The organism is Lysinibacillus sp. NPDC096418 (genome assembly GCF_044762775.1).
Classification (GTDB): Bacteria; Bacillota; Bacilli; order Bacillales_A; family Planococcaceae; genus Lysinibacillus.
In genome coordinates, this window is the sequence record NZ_JBIWEY010000022.1 from 1 (window position 1) to 20,883 (window position 20,883).

Annotated in this window: 17 protein-coding genes, 2 pseudogenes and 1 other annotated feature; of the genes and pseudogenes, 6 read left to right on the forward strand and 13 right to left on the reverse strand. The window is 35.3% G+C overall.

Translation table 11 applies throughout. From position 1 onward, the window contains the following. Positions 1-534: IS3 family transposase (locus tag ACIQZG_RS15525; protein WP_402756395.1), on the forward strand; the 534-nt coding region annotated here is incomplete at its 5' end. A 10-nt stretch (positions 535-544) separates the two neighbouring features. Here ACIQZG_RS15525 and ACIQZG_RS15530 read toward each other — a convergent pair. Then, positions 545-1,447, reverse strand: a complete 903-nt coding sequence (locus ACIQZG_RS15530) for a DUF2268 domain-containing putative Zn-dependent protease (RefSeq protein WP_402756396.1) — start codon at positions 1,445-1,447, stop codon at positions 545-547. A gap of 148 nt (positions 1,448-1,595) precedes the next feature. Here ACIQZG_RS15530 and ACIQZG_RS15535 point away from each other — a divergent pair, with 148 nt between their 5' ends. Next, positions 1,596-2,234: an NAD(P)H-binding protein gene (locus ACIQZG_RS15535; protein WP_402756397.1), complete on the forward strand. Its 639-nt coding sequence runs from the start codon at positions 1,596-1,598 to the stop codon at positions 2,232-2,234. A 75-nt stretch (positions 2,235-2,309) separates the two neighbouring features. Here the strand turns inward: ACIQZG_RS15535 and ileS are convergent, their stop codons facing one another. Both ileS and ACIQZG_RS15545 read right to left on the reverse strand, forming a co-directional pair. Then, positions 2,310-5,387 carry an isoleucine--tRNA ligase gene (gene ileS / locus ACIQZG_RS15540; protein WP_402756398.1) on the reverse strand — a complete coding sequence of 1,026 codons (3,078 nt, stop codon included), beginning with the start codon at positions 5,385-5,387 and terminating at the stop codon, positions 2,310-2,312. Between the two features lie 56 nt (positions 5,388-5,443). Then, positions 5,444-5,684: a binding site (T-box leader), on the reverse strand. Between the two features lie 79 nt (positions 5,685-5,763). After that, positions 5,764-6,480 carry a polysaccharide deacetylase family protein gene (locus tag ACIQZG_RS15545; RefSeq protein WP_402756463.1) on the reverse strand — a complete coding sequence of 239 codons (717 nt, stop codon included), beginning with the start codon at positions 6,478-6,480 and terminating at the stop codon, positions 5,764-5,766. Between the two features lie 182 nt (positions 6,481-6,662). On the opposite strand from ACIQZG_RS15545, the pseudogene ACIQZG_RS15550 reads away from it, so the two are divergent. Then, positions 6,663-6,944, forward strand: a pseudogene (locus tag ACIQZG_RS15550) (hypothetical protein). A gap of 33 nt (positions 6,945-6,977) precedes the next feature. On the opposite strand, the gene ACIQZG_RS15555 reads toward ACIQZG_RS15550, so the two are convergent. Continuing rightward, positions 6,978-7,148, reverse strand: a complete 171-nt coding sequence (locus ACIQZG_RS15555) for a hypothetical protein (RefSeq protein WP_402756399.1) — start codon at positions 7,146-7,148, stop codon at positions 6,978-6,980. A 414-nt stretch (positions 7,149-7,562) separates the two neighbouring features. Between ACIQZG_RS15555 and ACIQZG_RS15560 the strand changes: the two genes are divergently transcribed. Then, positions 7,563-8,399 (forward strand): DNA alkylation repair protein, encoded by an 837-nt coding sequence (locus tag ACIQZG_RS15560; RefSeq protein WP_402756400.1) that lies wholly within the window; start codon positions 7,563-7,565, stop codon positions 8,397-8,399. A gap of 128 nt (positions 8,400-8,527) precedes the next feature. Here the strand turns inward: ACIQZG_RS15560 and ACIQZG_RS15565 are convergent, their stop codons facing one another. Then, entirely contained in the window at positions 8,528-9,448 is a 921-nt protein-coding gene (locus ACIQZG_RS15565; protein WP_402756401.1) for a DUF5643 domain-containing protein, read from the reverse strand. A gap of 242 nt (positions 9,449-9,690) precedes the next feature. Here ACIQZG_RS15565 and ACIQZG_RS15570 point away from each other — a divergent pair, with 242 nt between their 5' ends. Next, complete coding sequence (locus ACIQZG_RS15570) at positions 9,691-9,933, forward strand: hypothetical protein (protein ID WP_402756402.1); 243 nt, start codon at positions 9,691-9,693, stop codon at positions 9,931-9,933. Positions 9,934-9,973: 40 nt separating this feature from the next. On the opposite strand, the gene lepB is transcribed toward ACIQZG_RS15570, so the two are convergent. From lepB to dacB, 6 genes and pseudogenes are all read right to left on the reverse strand, one after another. Next, entirely contained in the window at positions 9,974-10,531 is a 558-nt protein-coding gene (lepB, locus tag ACIQZG_RS15575; RefSeq protein WP_402756464.1) for a signal peptidase I, read from the reverse strand. Positions 10,532-11,095: 564 nt separating this feature from the next. Next, positions 11,096-12,028, reverse strand: a complete 933-nt coding sequence (locus ACIQZG_RS15580; protein ID WP_402756403.1) for an LCP family glycopolymer transferase — start codon at positions 12,026-12,028, stop codon at positions 11,096-11,098. A 146-nt stretch (positions 12,029-12,174) separates the two neighbouring features. Then, positions 12,175-13,860: a methyl-accepting chemotaxis protein gene (locus tag ACIQZG_RS15585; protein WP_402756404.1), complete on the reverse strand. Its 1,686-nt coding sequence runs from the start codon at positions 13,858-13,860 to the stop codon at positions 12,175-12,177. Positions 13,861-14,044: 184 nt separating this feature from the next. Then, positions 14,045-14,485: a MarR family winged helix-turn-helix transcriptional regulator gene (locus ACIQZG_RS15590; protein WP_402756405.1), complete on the reverse strand. Its 441-nt coding sequence runs from the start codon at positions 14,483-14,485 to the stop codon at positions 14,045-14,047. Positions 14,486-14,514: 29 nt separating this feature from the next. Next, positions 14,515-15,219: pseudogene (locus ACIQZG_RS15595) on the reverse strand (SDR family NAD(P)-dependent oxidoreductase). Positions 15,220-15,307: 88 nt separating this feature from the next. Next, positions 15,308-16,741 (reverse strand): D-alanyl-D-alanine carboxypeptidase/D-alanyl-D-alanine endopeptidase, encoded by a 1,434-nt coding sequence (gene dacB / locus ACIQZG_RS15600; RefSeq protein WP_402756406.1) that lies wholly within the window; start codon positions 16,739-16,741, stop codon positions 15,308-15,310. Between the two features lie 207 nt (positions 16,742-16,948). Between dacB and ACIQZG_RS15605 the strand changes: the two genes are divergently transcribed. Next, positions 16,949-17,326 carry a hypothetical protein gene (locus ACIQZG_RS15605; protein WP_402756407.1) on the forward strand — a complete coding sequence of 126 codons (378 nt, stop codon included), beginning with the start codon at positions 16,949-16,951 and terminating at the stop codon, positions 17,324-17,326. Positions 17,327-17,368: 42 nt separating this feature from the next. On the opposite strand, the gene ACIQZG_RS15610 is transcribed toward ACIQZG_RS15605, so the two are convergent. Both ACIQZG_RS15610 and ACIQZG_RS15615 read right to left on the reverse strand, forming a co-directional pair. Beyond that, complete coding sequence (locus ACIQZG_RS15610; protein ID WP_402756408.1) at positions 17,369-19,105, reverse strand: ABC transporter ATP-binding protein; 1,737 nt, start codon at positions 19,103-19,105, stop codon at positions 17,369-17,371. After that, positions 19,102-20,844 (reverse strand): ABC transporter ATP-binding protein, encoded by a 1,743-nt coding sequence (locus tag ACIQZG_RS15615; RefSeq protein ID WP_402756409.1) that lies wholly within the window; start codon positions 20,842-20,844, stop codon positions 19,102-19,104. Before ACIQZG_RS15615 ends, ACIQZG_RS15610 begins: the two co-directional genes overlap by 4 nt. Positions 20,845-20,883: the final 39 nt, after the last annotated feature.

Consider the following 20,883-nt stretch of genomic DNA (forward strand, 5'->3'; position numbering starts at 1 on the left):
CCGGATTATGTGGCTGAAAATGTATTAGCGCGTGAATTTACTGCAGAAAAACCAAATCAAAAGTGGTGTACAGACGTCACAGAGTTTAAGTATGGCAAAGGGAAAAAGGCTTATTTAAGTGCGATTATTGATCTCTATGATAAGTCCATTGTGAGTTACGTATTGGGGCATTCGAATAATAATGACCTAGTTTTTAAGACGGTAAGACTCGCTATACGAACATTAAACGAGAATGAATTCCCTCTTTTACATAGCGATCGTGGTTATCAATATACATCGAAAGAATTCAAGCAAATCATGGATAAAGCAGAAATGATTCACAGTATGTCTAGAGTAGGACGTTGCATCGATAACGGTCCTATTGAAGCATTTTGGGGAACCTTAAAAGTAGAGAAGTATTATTTATATAAGTTCGAGTCGTTTGAAGCATTAAAGCACGCCATCGATACGTACATCAAGTTCTATAACAACGAACGTTACCAAGAAAAATTAAACGGCTTAAGCCCTCTAGAATACAGGGTTCAAGCCGCTTAAAGTATTTTTATTATTTCCACTGTCTACTTGACAGGGAGCAGTTCATGATTTCATCTGTCCCAAGTAAGGTGGCTTTTCCTATTCCAATATTATTATTTTTCATGAAAGACTGTACTATTTTGTATCCTACTGCATATCCTGCAAATGGTGATAAACCTACCGATTGATATCCCTGTTTAATTGCAATTTCGTCACCGAACATGTAACTACTAACTTCTGCGAATCCTTTAATATTAAACACATCTTTTATCACTTCTGTTGAGTATTCTAAATCTTCTTGATCAAATGAAGTGACCCAAGGACCTAATGATTTTTCTCCGTAAAGCTCTTTAGCAAATGACTCCGCTAACCCTTCGATAATTAAGTAATCACCTAGCGTTACATTTCCGTGATCCCAATCAAAATAAGAGAAACGAATATTGTGATGAAATTCATGTGCAATTAAAGAAGGTATTTTCGGAATATTATAAGGGTTAGGAAAAACTGTTATTTGAATATAACCAGGAATTCCTCCAAAACCACAATAGCCTTTTTGTAATTCTAATTTTTTTTGATCAGCTATATATAATCCAAATCTCAATTCATCTGCGCTTATTTTCAAGTCATTCTCATGAGTAAACTCAATACATGTATTCAAAGTAGTATGTGCAGTTTCTATTGCTTGAATTTCTTTAAAATTCTTTAAAGCTAGTCTTCCATTTTGGGTATCCGATACATCTAAATATCCAAGCATTTTTGTTGCCATTATTACATCGTATCCATTCTGTGATTTAGCTTCTAGCGGGACATTAATCGTATGCCACATTTTTTCAAACGGACTCATCATTGAATAACGAAAATATTGCTCTCTTTTATCCTTCATAGAGAACAACTGTTCATATTGTTCAACTGTATTTTCAATTATTAATTTCATTGTTTCCACCTCTTTCAATTTTCAACGATAAACTATTACGTAACGTGAAAGTCAACAGAAACTCATTAAAAAAATACGAATAAAATTGAAACCAATACCCATATTTTTCCGTATACACTTAATGTACACATCATTTTGGAGGTGCTATATGGAAACTACAAAAAGAATTGCGATTGTTGGAGGAACTGGAAAAGTTGGTCGTCATATTGCTGCTAAGGCAGTACAAAACGGCTATCAAGTTCGTATGCTTGTTAGAAATCCTGAAAAAATAACTTATAAAGATAATCGAATTGAGGTTGTGATAGGAGACATACAAAACATAGACACCATTCGTACTCTGTTAAAAGACTGCCAAAGTGTAATTAATACTTTCGGCCAACCTATTAAAGAAACCCCTATTTACAGCAAAGTAACTGACAATATTCTTGAAGTTATGGATGAGTTCGAAATAGAGCGATACATTGGAGTTACAGGGGGATCATTAACTATAAACGGTGATAAAAAAAGCTTTATGAATAGAGTAGGCGCAAAGTTATTTGAAATCTTATATTCCAAAATGATGTTGGATAAGAAAAATGAGTGGCTAATCCTTCAGCAAAACAAGCAAATTAATTGGACCCTATTTAGGCTTCCTTTTATAAAAGAAAGTTTAGAAATCGCAAACGTCAAGGTAAGTCTAGTTGATATGCCTGGAACAAAGATTACTAATCAAGATATTGCGACTTATATCATTAATCAGATTAAAGATCATAAATATATTCATCAAGCACCCTTTATCTCAAATTAGATAATAAAAGGTTTGTTCCATATTGCGAACAAACCTTTTTACAAGTGTCTATAAAAATTACTTATAACCCTAGTTCTAGACGTCTAAACGAACCAAGACATCTTCATTTAACAAAAGTAATGCTAGTTCAAGATCTGATGAAGATTCAGCTTTAAATGTAATGTTATTTAACAACACATTTTCTTTTATTAAAGGCACAAATTTCTTAATAATGTGCTCTAGTTTTTGACTAGCCACAATATTTATAGAAATGTACTGTTCCACCGGTAAATTTAGTTTCTTACGCTTATCCTGGATTACTCGGATTAGCTCTCTAACTTGCCCTTCCTCTATTAAATCATCTGTTAATTGCGTATTTAATAGAACTCTACATGCTGTATTTTCAGCAAGCACATAGTTCTCTTTCACAATTGATTCTTTTAAAACATGTTCTTTTAATAATTGAAGTTGCGCGTTCGATACAGAAAAATCTAGATACCCTTGACTGTTTAACGTTTCCTTCTCTTCATCCTTTAAACTCATAACAAATTCTTTCACAGCATTGACATTTTGTCCGAAGGCTGTACCAGCGTTTTTGAAGTTCAGCTTATACTGGATTGATTCATATGCTGAAAAGTCATTTGTGAATTCAATGTTCTTGATATTCAATTCATCTTTTATAATGTCACAATACTGCGTATATGCATCCATTTTTCCATCAAGCAAAACGACCATTTTTGCTAGTGGTTGCTTTATTTTGATGACTTGTGTATTACGTATACTACGTCCTAACTCAACGATTGTTAATACCTTTTTCATTTCATCCTCTAGTTCAGGATTGATGAAGGCTGCATTGAATTTTGGATAGTCTTGTAAATGAACACTTTCACCGTGTAAATTAGTGTAGATATCTTCTGCGATAAATGGTGTAAAAGGTGCTAATAGCTTGTTCACCGTACTTAGCACCTCGAAAAGTGTACTAAAAGCCGCTCGTTTATCTTCCGAAAGTCCCTTACTCCAGAATCGCTGGCGAGAACGTCTTACGTACCAATTACTTAATTCTTCTACCAGCTCTCCAATTTCTCGTGTTGCTTGTGTAAACTGATAAGCGTCCATATGCTCTATTACGACTTTCGTTGTATGATGAAGACGTGAAAGAATCCATAAATCCAGTTGGTTTCGCTTTCCGTCAAAATTAGGGTCATATGAGAATTGGTCAATTTCTGCATACAACTGATAAAATTTAAACGTATTATCCAGCGTGTCGACTAATTTTGATTTAGCATCTTGAACAATTTTCTTGGAGAAACGCTTAGGATTCCATGGTGAACTATCCACTAAAAATGCCCATCTTAATGCATCTGCTCCTGATTCATTTATAAGTTCAACTGGATCTAAGGCATTTCCCTTACTTTTAGACATTTTTTGTCCATTTTCATCAAGCACATGCCCTAAAGAAAGGACATTTTTATATGGTTTTTCTCCTGTATATAACGTCGAAACAGCTAGTAAACTGTAGAAAAATCCTCTTGTTTGGTCAATACCTTCAATCACAACATCTGCCGGGAATTGATTTTTAAATGCCTGACTATCTTCAAACGGAAAATGTTGCTGCGCAAAAGGCATTGAACCACTATCAAACCACACATCAATGACCTCAGGCGTGCGATTCATGTTGCCACCACATTGCGGGCAAGTACACATTACATTATCAATATATGGTTTGTGTAGCTCCACATCATCTGGACAATTACCCTTTGCCAATTCTTTTAAAGCCGCGATACTATTAGGCGCTTCTTCATGACGACAATCTGTACATATCCAGACATTTAGTGGCGTACCCCAATATCTATTTCGGCTTATATTCCAATCGACTAAATTGTCTAAGAAATTCCCAAATCGTCCGTTTTTAAGGTGATTCGGATACCAATTCACCTGCTGGTTATTTTCAATCATCTTATCTTTTAACGCTGACATCTTAATAAACCAACTATCCGTTGCATAGTACAATAGTGGTGAATCACATCGCCAACAGTGTGGGTAGCTATGTTCATATTTTTCTTTAGAATACAATAACCCTTTCTCAGATAGCATTTTAATGATATCTACATCACAGTCTTTTACAAATCGTCCCGCTAAATCAACAACGTCTTCCGTATAACAACCCTTTAAATCAACAACATTAACTAAAGATAATTGATTTTGCTGTACTGTTTTATAGTCATCTTCACCAAAAGCAGGCGCAATATGCACAATCCCGGTTCCACTATGCTCCGTTACGTAATCTGCTACTACGACTTCATGCCCTTTTTCAACAGTCACATAATTAAAAGGTGGTTGATAAGCAACACCTTTAAAATCCAAACCGACATGCTCACTTAGCACTTCGGCATCTTCTCCTAATACTTTTTCTACTAATGATTTTGCTACGACATAGACTACATTATCTTTTTTCGCACGTACATATGCGAGTGTTGGATTCACCGCTAACGCTACATTTGCAGGAAGTGTCCATGGTGTAGTAGTCCAACCAAGAAAATACTCTTCTTTATCAGTTATTTTAAATTTCGCGGTTACTGATAAATCTTTTACATCTTTGTATCCTTGAGCTACCTCATGTGAACTTAATGATGTCTGGCAACTAGGGCAATATGGAGAAACACGATGTCCTTTATATAAAAGCTGGTCTTTGTGTACTTTACTTAAAATGTTCCAAACCGATTCAATATACTCGTTACTTAAAGTCACATAAGGATTATCCATATCGACCCAATAGCCCAATTCCTCTGTGAATGAACGCCATATTTTTTCATAAGTGAAGACACTATTTTTACATTTGTTTATAAATGCTTCGATGCCATAGTTTTCGATTTCTTGCTTGCCTGAGATACCTAGTTGCTTTTCTACACCTAGTTCTACAGGTAAGCCGTGTGTATCCCATCCAGCTTTTCGTTCCACCTGATAGCCCTGCATCGTCTTATATCTTGCAACAACATCTTTAATCGTACGACCAAGTGCATGGCCGACATGAGGTAAACCATTTGCTGTTGGGGGGCCCTCATAAAAAACAAATGGCACTTTTCCATCACGATTCTTTACAGACAAGTTAAAAACTTTGTTATCTTCCCACCACTGCCGAATTCTTCTTTCTCTTTGGACTGTTGTTTCTTTCATACATTTGTTCCTCCTATACATTTTGTATAAAAGGCATACAAAAAACCCCGTCCCAAGTAAGGGACGGGGTTAACCGCGATACCACCCTAATTCTATTGAAAAACGCTCAATAGCACTCAGCAACGTACAATCATACGTGTTCTTTTTAACGGTAGACACCCGAGTTAACCTACTAAAATCTTCAGTTAACCTTCTCAGAGAGGATCTTCATGTAACACCTGAACACCGACTTCCACCAAACTGTCGGCTCTCTGTAGATCAAAATGAAACATTACTTTTTCTCATCAACGAATTTGTATGCTTTTATTACGTGCAATAATAACAAAGTGGTTTTCAAAAGTCAATTTCTTATCAAACATTTTTATTTTAGGATTCATTATTGAAAATCTGCGTTGCGCTTCTCAATAAGTTCGGTAATCGTAACAAATTCATAGCCATCATTTTTTAATTTCGGTAAAATTTCTTCCAGTGCTTTTACAGTTTGTTCACGATTCCCGCCACCATCGTGAAATAAAATAACATCTCCTGGTTTAGTTCCTTTTAGTACTTTTTGGACAATTCTATTTGTGCCGGGATTTTTCCAATCAAGTGTATCTTGGTGCCAAGACCACATCACGACCGTATAGCCTTCTTTTACAGCTGCATTAATCATATTATCAGTATATTCGCCTCCAACAGGGCGAAATAATGTGGGATAAAACCCAGTAATACCATATATCATGTCATTTGTCTGTTTTAATTCTTTTTCTAAATTTGGAATAGAAATTTTAAATCGATGATTAAACGTATGATTAGCAAGTTCATGTCCTTCTTCATATTGCCGTAATATAAGATCTGGATTTTTTTCAGCATTTGCCCCAATGACAAAAAAGGTTCCTTTTGCTTCATACTTAGCCAACAAATCTAAAATTTCAGCTGTATATTTTTTATCTGGTCCATCATCAAATGTCAGGGCAACAATTTTTTCTTCCGTGTTAATATCCCACACAACTTGTCCAGTTTCCTCATAATAATCTCTTCCTTTATCTGCGTAAGTACGAAAACCTACATAAAATACGGAGATGAATATTATACAAACGCTCGTAATGATCATGTACTTTCGTTTCAATTCACCACCACCTAGAATTAATAAATTTTTCAATACAACTTATCGTTTTACTATTTGCTGAAACTGATTAATTATACCGTGAATAGACTTCTTCACTTTGAATAAAGGATCTGTTTATGGGAAAAATATTTTATACAATCATTTAATTATTTTAGGTGGAGGAAAAGATGGATTTTCCAATTATCCATACAAATTTTTGGGATGCATTGATAGCCATTCCTGTTATTATGATTATCACACAACTTATCAAGGTTTATTTACATGCTCCTGCCAAATAAGTACCTTTAGTTGCATTAGTTATTGGACTACTTATATCAATTTTCATCAGCCACAGACATAACTTTCTTGCGGGGGTTTTCATGGGATGGTTTTATGGTTATGCGGCAATTGGAAACTATACAGCATTAAAAACAACCATAATTAGTTTCAAAAAGAAGCAAAATAACTAGTCGACTAAACAATACGCCAATAGAAAAAAGACGTCATTTTGACGCCCCTTTAAGTATCCTATCAATATCCTCAATTAGTTTATCAACGCAAGCTTTTGTAATTTTTTGTACATCCGATGTTTCCTTATTAATAACTTGAACACACTCACTTTGTAGCTTTTGATTCAAGGGATATTGATAGTTAGTTGTAATATCTATCCTCATACAATCACCTCATATTTAAGTATTCGGCTTACACTATAAAATACCCTTCTAACTCCAATCTATTTAGGTATTTACTCACTTTAAAAAGTAAGAAATGTACATATTTCTATTTTTACAATAAACCTGCATTTGCTCTATTGCAATAGAGAATTAAATTTTTTTATCCCAAAAGTAGATTTACTGCATATTTATAATTATTTGCCGTCATTTACTCTTTTGTATATAATTGAAAATAGATTTATTTCCATTTTTTATAAATAAAAAATGAGTCCTTCCCACAAAATATACATAAATCTTATACTGCGTAAGCATATGGACGGAATATAAATACGCCCGCAGTAAGCGTTCGACTTAAGTGGAATGTGCTGTCAAATACCTATATTCGTAAAAATCCATAAAGGGATGATGATAAAAATGGTTATTAATGATGCTATTTTAAACAGAAAAGGTGCAAGGAAAAGTAGTGATATTCCAAACGAAGTTTTAATGTACTTACATGATGGTCAATTAGAGAGTGTAAATTTAATAGAATGGCAAGCTGTTAACCATCAATCATTACTAAAAAGTATTCTGCCTTCTCTTGATTTAGAAGAAAATATGGCTTTTTTCTTATCAGAAATGGAAAAGCAAAATGTCGTAAGTGGAATGAAAGCTATCCGTGTTGTCAGTGAATTGTTAGATAATGTGTTGAAGAATGAAAGCGATGAAAAAAGGTTAGAAGTTTTAACGATAATGTCTACTCATATTTCGGATAGTGTTCGTTGTTGGGCAGCATTTATGAATAAAGGCACCAGCAAAACAATTGAAGAACTATTGTCATATATACAACCTTTTGCTGCTGATCATCATTTCGGCGTTCGAGAAATAGCTTGGATGTCCGTTAGAGAAAATCTTTCTGAAGATATTGAAAAAAGCGTACAACTGTTAATTAAATGGGCTAGTAGTTCTGATGAAAATGTTCGTCGCTTTGCTGTTGAATCTATTCGCCCTCGTGGCGTATGGACAAAACATATTGATCTATTAAAACAAGACCCCGAAAAAGCGCTGCCAATTTTAAATTTACTAAAAGCAGATCCATCTAAATACGTTCAAGATTCTGTAGGAAATTGGTTAAACGACGCAAGTAAATCTCAGCCACAATGGGTTCTTGACTTATGTAGTAAATGGGAAAATGAATCTGATGTACAGGCGACATCAAAAATCATAAAAAAAGCTACGAGAACAATCAAAAAACAAACTATAAATAAGTAAAGACCGGGCTCATTAGTACCTGGTCTCCTTTGCTTATAGGTTTATCAAATTTTAGCAGGACAAAATCTATTTTAATTGTATATTAATTTGTTCCTCTCCTACTAAATATTTTGGGTAATTTTGCAATTTTAAACGAATTGGACTTTGCATCTGTTTGAAATCAAACGTATATTTACTATAATTCCCCCATCTTTTATTCCCGTTAAGTAGTCAAAACTGTAGAATATTTCACCTCTAGCGTCCTCTGCACTCGTAAATATATTAAAGTTTCCCTCATTTTCTTTCACTGGCATGACAACATGAATCCCTTTATTTTCCAGACGAATTTTCGCGTCGACTAATGGTGGTTGATGTGTTACTTTTTCATTTTCAATATCAATTTCAACATAGTCATCATCCTTTGGTAGCGCTTGAACATTTCCAATTTCAAGTAATAATTGTTTTGGCTTTCTAAAGTAATTACTTTGTAAATAGTAATGTATAAGCCCCGACTCCAAGTTCCCATGTGCTCCAAGTTCTCCTACTTGTTTCCACACTTCACCCTGTCCATCTATTAAATGTAGCTTCCCAATGTTCAGTAAACGCATCGTATTGTTCGCTGGCACAAGCATTGTAACTTTTGCGCGTAATGGTGAGATTGCGATTTCTTCTACAATAATCCTTTGTCCTTCAAAGGATAGTGTTTGATTTATTTCTACATTTTTCGTATTGGCAATCGGTTTTTCTAATGTAAATGGAAGGACAAACGTCGTTTGTGACTCATGATTTATTTTCACCTGTAATTCAAAATTAGCGCTTTCGTAGTTAATAATCTTTGGAGAAATTACCTCTACTAGTCGCTCCACCTTATTTTTTGATTCCACACTAACATGATTTTGAACAACTGATGTACTTAATGGTAAGTCATTTTGAGAAATGCTGATTTCAGGTATTAAATTTTGTAGAGGATTTGATGATTCAAGTTTGTAATTAATCAGCATGCCCGATGTATCCGCAATCACACCTTGTAATGTAGAAGTGATATCGTCTATTATCTGTGATACATTCAATTGTTCATAATAATCGTGAGTTATACTTTCGCGCTACATATTCCTGCATGACCGCTAAAAAAGCTATTTCCTCTTTTTTTAGATCACGTAGATAAAGCATTTCATCCAAACAGGTCACTTCCTCTCTAGTAATTTGACTACCATTCCTATTAAAACGTTCATCTTTATTTCCATTTTTGATTATAATTCACAACTTTCGACCATACATAAGTTTATAGATACTAATTGAAAGAGGTGATCGTTTGCGTATATTAATATGTGTTTTCTACTTTTTAACACTATTTTATGGCGTAGAATTATTATTTGATGATGACTCAAACGAAACGGCGCCCACAGATTATGTCGCGAACTATGAATATCCAAAAGTATTAAAAGAATCTATCGAAGATTCTACTGCTTGTGCCTATTACGCAACTTATAAAATGTGCACAGATTTACACTCAAAACAAATTACCTACTCTTTTTTAGACGAAAATGATCAGTAATAGAAAAAGATCTATCTACAATGTAGATAGATCTTTTATATTATTCACGACCAATATGGAAATGTTTAAATGGATAAACAGTTAATTTTGATTCACCATAAACAGCTTCTTTCGATATAAACCCATAGTGGCGACTATCATAACTTTTTAAACGATTGTCACCTAATACAAAATATGAGTCCTCTGGAACCGTTGCTTTTCCAAGCAGTGCTTCTAGCGTAAAATTTTCAGTAATTCGTAAATGGTTAGGGTCATCTGTTTCACGATTGACATAGCTTTCTTCATACGCCTTTCCGTTGACATATAAGATATCATCTTTCATTTCTACTGTATCCCCCGGTAAGCCAATTACACGTTTTATGTAGAACTCATCTTCAGTTGGTGACTTGAAAACGATTTGGTCAAAACGTTCAATTTTACTTGTCTTGCTAACAATGATTATATCTTTATCCTCATAAGTAGGATACATTGACGCACCCTGTACCTTAATAGGTGCAAATAAAAATTGCTTACAGCCAAGTACAACAAGAACTGTTATGACAATAATTTTAATGTACGAAAATAGTTCTTTTTTAAAATCTGTTTTTTCTTCTTGCATGCTCATTCCCCGATACTATTTTTTCTTAAGTATAACATTTTTCACTGCAACTTTACGACTAATGCTAATCATTTGTCATCTTTTTTTAATTATTCAAGAAAAAAGACAAAGGCACTTCTACCTTTGTCTATTAGTTATTTTAAGTTTTATTGGTTGTTTGAGTAGTAGTACGATGCTGTTCAAGGAGTAAATCTGCTACTAAATATATACCTATTGGTAATGCCAACGATAGTAAAATTATACCAATCATCATAACAACCACTTCCTAAACTATTTCGTTGACATCATTATACACAGAATTTTTCGATATTTCAAATATATTTATCGACCATTATCTAAACATTTTCAAGCAAAATAGCTGTAATTGTAACAATAGAGAGTTTTTTCGTTTCTTTTGTACTTTTCGACTGGGCATATAACATTCCATGCAATTATTGATAGCTGTATATCTAAGTACCTGGGTCCTCCCATTCATTCTTCTCCCCCCTTTATAGTTAAATTCATTACTGCTATTTTACTCAAATTGTCAAAAAAATCATTCGTATTTACACATTATTTACAAAATCATTTCAAATGTTCATTTAATTCTGTTTGAATGTTTTGTAGCTCTTCTTCATTTGGAATGTAATACCATATATTATCAATCCTTGTACCAGATCCTTCTTCAAATGACAGTTGTTCAATTTCACTATCCATTTTTTTATAGACCCCTTGTAATTGAATCAGTTCTTTCATCGTGAAATTCATTCGTACATTATCGCCAATTACTTCTAACATATCACTTGCTTTTAATAAAGTCGTTGGTGTCGAAGCCTTTTTCAAAATGGCTTCTATAACTTGGCGTTGGCGAATTTGACGTCCAAAATCCCCCCGTGGATCCTCATAGCGAATGCGTGTAAAAATAAGTGCCTCCTCGCCGTTTAAAGTCACTTCACCTTCTGGAAAATGATATGAACCATATGTCAATTCCATATCATTTTGAATGGTAACGCCACCCAACGTATCAATCATTTTCAAAAAGCCTTCCATATTGATAAATACGTAATAATCAAGTGGAATGTCCAATAAATTTTCAACTGACGCCATCGCCATTGGTACACCACCAAATGCATAAGCATGATTAATTTTATCCTTTGTGTCATTGCCGACGATATCTGTTCGAGTATCCCTAGGAATACTTAACATTTTCATCGTCTTTTTCTCTGGGTTAACAGTCATGACAATCATCGTATCTGAGCGCCCGTTATCATTTTCCCTTTCATCCACCCCTAACAATAGCACTGAAAAAGGATCTTTTTTAATGACAGTTTTTTGGTTGTTATCGTCTGTGTTTGTAGATTCCAAAAGTGGCGTGTTCATTTTATTCATCGTTTTATGGACATTATAATAAGCAGTCCCCACAAATACTAGAGTGAGTGCTAGTAAGCTCCCTATTATCCAGAGCCAGATTTTCTTTTTACTTTTCTTTTCTTGTGATTTCTTCATTTTATGCTCCATTCTAGAGTCCTCTCTTGCAAATTCACAGATTTACTCACCTTTTAGACGTCTCAGATTGAAAAAAAGTTCATATAGTATAGTAATATGCATAATGTACGAAAAAAAGACGTACACTAGTATTCGCTAAATGTACGCCTTTCTATGCATCAATATTTAAAATTTGCAATTCCATTCGTTAATTCTACAGCTTTTTCACTTAGATTTTCAGAAATATTATTAATTTCTTGAAGGGAAGCCACTTGTTCAACGATTTGCTGCGCCATTTCCTCTGTACCTTCGGCTGTGATACGAACATGTCCATCTACCTCTTGAATCGAAGCCGTAATCTCTTCAGAAGTTGCTGTCATTTCCTGTGTAATCGCCGTTACTGTGGAAATTTGCTCCGTCATATCTTCAATAGCTTCCACTATATTCGTAAATGAAGCTCCTGCTTGTGCGATAATGTTGACACCTTCCTCGACAGTCGTAAGACCTTGTGTAACTGAAGCTTCCACATTTTTTGTTTCTTGCAAAATATCTGTTGTTAGTTGGACAATTAGGTTTGCAGATTCTTTTGATTGAACAGCCAATTTTCGTACCTCATCCGCCACAACTGCGAACCCTTTGCCATGCTCCCCGGCACGTGCTGCTTCTATTGCAGCATTTAATGCCAGTAAATTTGTCTGCTCTGTAATATCAGTAATCACTTTTGTAATACTCTGTATTTCAACAGATTGTTGACTTAGACTAGAAATAAGTGCTGTTGTTTGTTTGGATGTATCATAAATCGTATTCATTTGTTGTTTCGCATGTTCAATTGTAAGTTGCCCAACATCTGCTGTATCTTTCGTCTGTTGTGCCTTTCCAAGTACTGTATTCGTTGCATCTGCAATCTGCTGGATACCTACCGTAGTTTCTGACATTGCAAGTGTAGCCTCGTTTGAAACAGTTGAGGATACTTTAGTGCCGGCTGCGATCGTTTCAACATTTTGTGCAACCGTATTAGAAGAAGATGCAACATGGGAAGTACTAGCAGTTAGCTCTTCGGCAATCGCTGATAAATCATTTGCCGTTTCACCTGTAGCACGGATTAATGAACGAATTGAGAGCTTCATTTCATTAAAAGCGTTCGCTAAAGTACCCAGTTCATCTTTTGATTTTACTTTAATATCTTCAATTGTTAAATCACCCTGTGAAATGCGTTGTACCGAACTCGCCATTCCAGTTAATGGCTTTACGATCTTCACCGCCATTAATATACTTAAACATGTACAAATCACTGTTGCGAGTAGCCCTATTAAAATGGTGATAATGGCACTTTTTTGAACTTCTTTCTCTGCATTGTCAGCAATTTCAGTAAATTGCATTTTATTGAATGCAAGCATTTCATTCGCTACACTGCTCATTAAGCTATTCAATCGAGATAACTCAGTATCATATATTTCACGCGCAGCAACAGCATCACCTCTATCAACAGCAGCTATTACCGTCTCTGCCACTTGATCAAATGACTTTTTTCCTTCTATCAGTTTATTATTAATCTCCAATAATTGTTCATCCTTGATGAGATCATTTAACAATCCAATACCTGTACCGATTTTAAGTTGCACACTCTGAAAACTTTCTAAAGTACCGGAACTTCCAGTTTCAATATAATGCTGAATGTAGATACTTTGTTGTTTTGTATTACTTTGTAAATCGGAAGCTAAGTAGATTTGTTCAACATTTTTATCAAGAATGGCATTATATTCAGTTTTCATCTTCGTTAAATCCATATATCCATTGATGGATAAGGCGATAATGCTTAAAAATAATATTGTAAATGCTAAATATAATTTTACTTTTATGGACATGTCTTTTGTCATTCTCCTTCTAGGACTATATTCCGGATTTACTACGAAAAAATCCCTTGTATACCAATAAGAGTATCAAATATTCAGTAAATGATAAAGTTATTTTTGTCGATATTATGAAATTTATGTAAAAAAAGAAACTCCATAAATGGAATTTCTTTTTTCGTAATGTGTGTAATTGATATTAAGCTTGTAATTTTTTTTCTTGTATACCTTGCACTAATTTTTCTTGAATCAATAAATATTGAGCAATTTCTTCCTCGTTTAATACTTCAAAAAGTTGCATAAAAACATCTCGCCCAATGCTTTGCGCCTTAAGTAAAGCATTTTCACCTTCTTTAGTAATTTCCATACGAATCGTACGACGGTCATTAGCATCATACAATCTTTGCGCTAGACCAAGGTCTACTAACTTCGTCGCAATGCTCGTCATGGCACCTTTTGTATAACCAATTGTTTCAGCTAACTCGGCCTGCTTTTGCGGACCTTTTGTACGTAATTCGCTAAGGACTAAAATCGGTGATATGCCTAACGGATAAGGAAAAGCTTTTGTAAACCGTACAATGTTTGCATTATTCATCTGATCAATCATATGAATGAGTTTAAAAATAGTTGTTTGTGTCAAAAAAAATCCTCCTCGTACATACGAGAATATTAGCGAAGCATAACAGAACCTCCGTCAACCAAAATTGTTTGACCTGTTATATTTTGTGAATCTTATAACGCTAAAAATACAGCTACATGGCCAATATCTTCTTCAACATCACCAAAACGTCCTAGCGGAATTTTATTTTTCACTTCTTCGTAATATTCAGGTTGTGCTTTAGCCCAAGCCTGAACACCTGGCGAGTTCACAAGTGGACTGATTATATTTACATTGATACCAAAACGTCTCCATTCATTAGTACTACACGTGTAATAACACGAATTGCTTCCTTCGCTGCAGCATATACACCTTGTGTTTTATGTCCAGTTAGACCAGCGCCAGATGCAAAATTAATAATATTGCCTTTAGACTCTTTTAAGTGTGGTAAAGCCGCTTGCATTAAATAGAATGTTGGATAAAACCCTGTACCAAATGATAAATCTAAGTCAACTTGTGTAGTTTCTTCAAGTGTTACTTGTTTAGAAGCATGGGCATCATTAATTAATACATCTATTTTACCGTAGTTTATCACAACTGTATCAATTTTTTTTGCCAAAATAGCTTGATTCATTAAATAAGCTTGTAAAAACATTGATTTTGGAGAGAATTATTTCAGTTCTTTTTCAGTTCTTTTCCATTGCTTTAGCCATTCCACTACCAATACCACCAGCACCACCTGTTATAACGATAACTTTAACTTGTAATTTCAGCAATAATATATACCCCCTTTGATTGTATTTCATTAATTTCACCATCAAACCAAATAACGGAAAAATAAACCACTCCACAAATTGTAAAACTTTACATTCCCTTTGCGATTTGCTCGACAATTTGATCGATTGTAGACATCGCAGACGATTTATTCGCTTGTGTTAAAATACTAAAAATATACCACTTCCCACTTTTCCCCTGAACATAACCTGATAATGCATATGTACCTGTAATATAGCCCGTTTTAGCAATTACACTGTACCCCTTTAAACGATTCTCTAATGTAGCTCCAACAAGCTTTCCTTTCCTACCAGCTTGAGGAAGAGCATCTAAATACGAGAAGTACCATGATTTACTACGTACTTTATGTAAAAGTAAACTTTCTTGCATACTACTAACTCGGTTTTGATGATTTAAGCCTGAGCCATCTTCAAAATACCACTGCTCCATATTAAGACCACTATCAAAGCCGTATGCGCGAATTGCTTGAATGCCCGCTGACCAACTACCCTCACCAAGTTTTTCGCGACCAATTTGCTTCATGAGCATTTCTCCCATACCGTTTATGCTTAGTTTTAAAAAGCGGAAGTTAATATCCTGTAATGGCTTTGAATATAAAACGCCCACTCTTTGTGCATTTTTAGGAACTTGCCCTATTTTAAGTGGCATTTCTTGTATACCTTTCGCCTTTAATTTTTCTCTAAATACATCTAGTGAATATAGTGTTGGATCATACACTGTCACTTTTGTAGTTTGCTGCATTCCTGCTGGCAAATTACCTTTAACAATAATTCGGTCTGTGCCATATTCACGAGTGATACTTACCGTGTTTTTCCCACCCTTTGTGACTACTTTTGTGTGGTTTACGATTGGAATTATACTCGTATATGGTGCTAGCTGAACATTTGCAGTAGCTCCTACCTTAGAACCAGTAACTTTCACCTGCACAGTTGAAATATCGTAATCATCATTAGGTGATATGGTTAAAGATGAAATCCTTGAAGCAAATGATAATGACTCGTCTTCAGGAACAATGCCCTTTGATAATCGGTCACCGTCAAACCACGTATCATCTGCGATTAATGCCCCAGTAATTTTAGTAATCCCTATCTTTTCTAGACCATTAGCAAAGGATTCTAAATGAACAGGTAGTAATGTAGGATCTCCCCCTCCCTGTAAATAAAGATTACCTTGTAAAACACCATTTTCAATTGGCCCATCAATATAAGTCCTCGTCATAAAGCGATAGTCCACACCTAGTAAATCTAATGCTGCAGCACTTACTAACAGCTTGTGTGTCGAAGCAGGTCGAATCAATTTTTCACCATTTTTACTATATAGTATTTTTCCGCTTTCCATTTCTCGGATAGTGATACTATGCTCATTTTCAGTCCAATTTTTAGCAATAATACTGTTAATATTAGTTGTCAGTTTTTGTGTACTTGCTGATGCATCTTCAATTAAGAAGAATTGAAAACAGCAAAGCATTAAAATCGTTATAAATGCAAAATTTCTCTTTTTCATAAGCCCTCCGATGGTGTCTAAATACTATCATCTATAAAACAAAGTATATAAATAGTAATATCAGCACTTTTCCTTAATTTCCTATTATTTTACAACGTACATCATGAAATATATAGCAAATTTTAGTTAAAAGTTGTAGGTCATTTTTTCTTTCGACAAGAATAGACTAAAGAAGCAACACATTCTACAGTAAAGGAGATGATTGCAATGGGTGCTAAATGGGTTAAAATTTCGGTTTTGTATTTCGCGATTGGTCTGGCTTTTGGACTTTTTATGCATTATACAATTGAGCTGCAATGGAAAGCGACGCATGCTCACATTAATGTTGTAGGTTGGCTGTCAACTGGTTTCATCGGTGTTATTTATTCGGTTTATAAAGAAGCTGCCGAAACATCACTCGCAAAAGCACAATTCTGGCTATATAATATTGGATTACCATTCCTCTTTGCAGGTATGATGATGATTTATTTAGATGTGCCTCGTTGGTTATTTGAAGTCTGTGTATCCGGTGGCGGTATTGCTGTTGCGCTTTCAGTTGTCTTATTTGTTGTCAATGTCTTTAAACATGTAAAAACTGCTTCATAAATATAGAAAGACCCACTTTTTCATCAAAGTGGGTCTTTTCATTTATTCTTTTAGCGATTTCGCTTGCATTTGATACATTTTTTCGTAAATGCCACCTTGCGCTAATAACTCGTCGTGTGTCCCTCGCTCCACTATTTCTCCACGGTCAAGTACTAAAATGCGGTCTGCGTTTTTTATCGTAGATAGTCGGTGCGCAATAATAAAGGTTGTACGCCCCTTTTTTAGAACATCCATTGCATGTTGAATAATTTCCTCTGTCTCTGTATCAATATTAGACGTTGCTTCATCTAAAATTAAAATAGCTGGGTCAAAGGCGAGAGCACGCGCGAAGGAAATAAGCTGACGTTGTCCCGAAGACAAAGTACTTCCTTTTTCAATCACTGGCTCATCATATCCATTTTCTAGGTTGTTAAGCACTTGCTCTGCACCTACTGCTTTTAATGAAGCTTCAATTTTCTCACGCGTAATATTTGGATTATTTAAGCTCACATTCGATGCAATTGTACCAGTGAATAAATATGGGTCCTGCAACACAATCCCCATATGCTCACGCATCGTTTGACGGGAAACTGTTGTTACATCAATCCCATCAATCGAAATCTTACCTTTAGATGGATCGTAGAAACGGAATAGTAAGTTCATAATCGAACTTTTCCCTGAACCTGTATGGCCTACCAAGGCAATTGTTTCTCCTTGATGTGCTTCGAATGACAAGTTTCTCAACACATACTCATTATTTTTATAGGCAAACGAAACATTTTCAAACACTACATTCCCTTGATATCTCGGTAAACTTTCCTGCGATACTGGCTCTCCGTTCATGTCTAACACCTCAAACACGCGCTTCCCTGCAATGAGCGAGCGTTCAAGTTGTGAGAACTGATTAACAATATTCGTAATCGGATTAAACAGTTTTGTTAAATAATCCACAAATGCATATAAAGTACCTGCTGAAACGACCTCTGCCATAGTCATTGATTGCGTTCCAAAGTAAAAAATGAAAATAGTAAACATAATAAGTCGTAGCGTATTAACTAAGTTAAAGGATGTAGCCGAATCTAGAAAAAGTAACTTACGCTGATACGTATAATGCTCATCATTCATAGCATCAAATTCCTTACTCATTTGTTGTTCGCGGCGGAAAGCTTGAATAATCGTCATACCTTGAATCGATTCATTGATCATGGCATTAATATCTGCAATTTTCGTTCGAATAACATCATTATATTGTGAAGCGAACTTACGATATAAAATCATCCATAAGTAGATGACAGGCATCATCGTTAATGCAAGTAGCGCCATTTTCCAGTTCAAGATAAAGAGTGCCACATAAACCCCGAAAATTGAAATAAAACTCGTGACAAAGTTTGATAGAACCTGGACATATAAATTACGCACCGCTTCTGTATCATTTGTCACACGCGCGACAATTTTCCCTGCTGGTAAATTATCGAAATAGTGGATTGGCAATGTTTGAAGATGTTCAAACACATCTTTTCGCAACTTTTGCACGACACGATTGGCACCGGACTGCAAATAAATATACATGAAATAACGTAGAATCGCAGTTGCTACTGCTAATCCAAAATAAAGAATAAGTAACCAAGTTATTGGTTTTATCTCGATTTTTCCGATTGTCATATAATTATCAATAATATGCTTAGCGATAAAAGGACCAACTAGCTCTGTAAATACAGCAATCGTTAAGAAAAACAGCCCAACAAAAATCGGTCGCTTAAAATACATTGCATAGTGAAATAGTCGTTTACTTGTACTCATGAGGCACCTCCTTCAAGCTGTTGGCGATCGAATTGTTCTTTATACCAGCCATTTTGTGAAAGGAGTTGTTCGTGCGTGCCCTGTTCAACCACTTGCCCATCGTCTAACACAATTATTAGGTCGGCATGCTGAATACCAGACAAACGATGTGTAGTAATAATCGTCGTTTTCTCTTGTCGTTCCCGCTGAATATTTTCAATAATTTTCGCTTCAGTTTTTGCATCCACAGCGGAAAGAGAGTCATCGAGGATCAATATTTCAGGATCTTTAATAAGGGCACGTGCAATTGACACACGTTGCTTCTGTCCACCGGAAAGCGATACACCTTTTTCCCCGACAAGTGTTTCTAAACCCATCTGTAAATTCTCTAAATCCCTCTCAAAATATGCAGCACGTACGGACTGTTTTACTTCTTCCTCTGTTGCATGTTCTTTCCCAAATAGAATATTTTCACGAATCGTACGAGAGAATAGCACGTGGTCTTGCGGTACATAACCAATCCAATCCAAAAGCTGCTCCTTTGATTGCGCGGTAATATCAATACCATCGATGGATAATTGCCCTTGTTCTAGTGGATATTCTCGTAATAATTGACGTAAAAACGTTGTCTTCCCAGCACCTGTTTTCCCAACAATGCCAAGAGTTTCACCTTTTTTCAGCGATAAAGAAATACGCTGTAAATTCTTCACATGACTCATCGGATATTGGAACGTTAAATTCTCAAAACCTATGGCATTTGGTGTTGCTACCACTTTAGGATCATTAGTATTTTGGACGTCTGCCTCATAGTTTAGCGTTTCCTGTACACGATCAAGCGAGGCATTCCCTTGTTGCATTACATTTATCAACTCACCAATCGCAAAAATTGGCCAAACTGCAAGCCCAAGATACACATTAAACGTCACTAACTGCCCAACTGTCATCGCTTCAGTCGCCACTAAGTGAGCACCATAACCAAGTGCTACGACATAGCTAATCCCTGTTCCGACCTTTGTAATCGGTCCAAAAAGCGCATTGATTTTTACCGTATGCATATTTTTCTCATAAACTATTTCACTCATTGCCGCAAAATCAGCTTCGTCTTTTTTCTCCTGTACATAAGCACGCACTACGCGAACACCAGCAACAGATTCTAAGACGTTATCATTCAATTCACCGAACGTTTCCTGCTCTTTCATATATCGTTCATGTACGATTTTCCCTAAATACTGAATGAGCACTGCCATAATCGGTACTGGCAACATAGCAAAAATCGTCAGCTTCCAAGAAATCATATAACCCATAGCAAATATGATACAGCCCATATAAATCGTCGAATCGATTAACGTCATAATGCCAAAACCTGCTGTTAAAGATACAGCATTTAAATCATTTGTCGCACGAGCCATCAAGTCCCCCGTGCGATTTTTTTCATAAAATGTCGGAGTCATCCGTAAAAACTGTTTCATTAACCGACGACGCATCATCTTTTCAAGATTGATAGCCCCTTCAAACAGACGGAACTGCCATACAAAATTAAGTACATAACCGCCGATTATAATACCTACGAACACCAATATATATTTCGTTAAGATTGGTACAGTCATTTCGCCTACTGTCAGAATATCAATGATCGATCCTAGTAAATATGGCGGGATAACTTCTAATACGCTAGCAATGATAAGTAACACTATTGCTACTGTATACTGCTTCCAGTAAAGCTTAAAAAACCAACTTAATTTCCTTAAGACATCAAACATAATTTAATACCTTCTTTCACCTTTTGCTCTTTTGCGAAG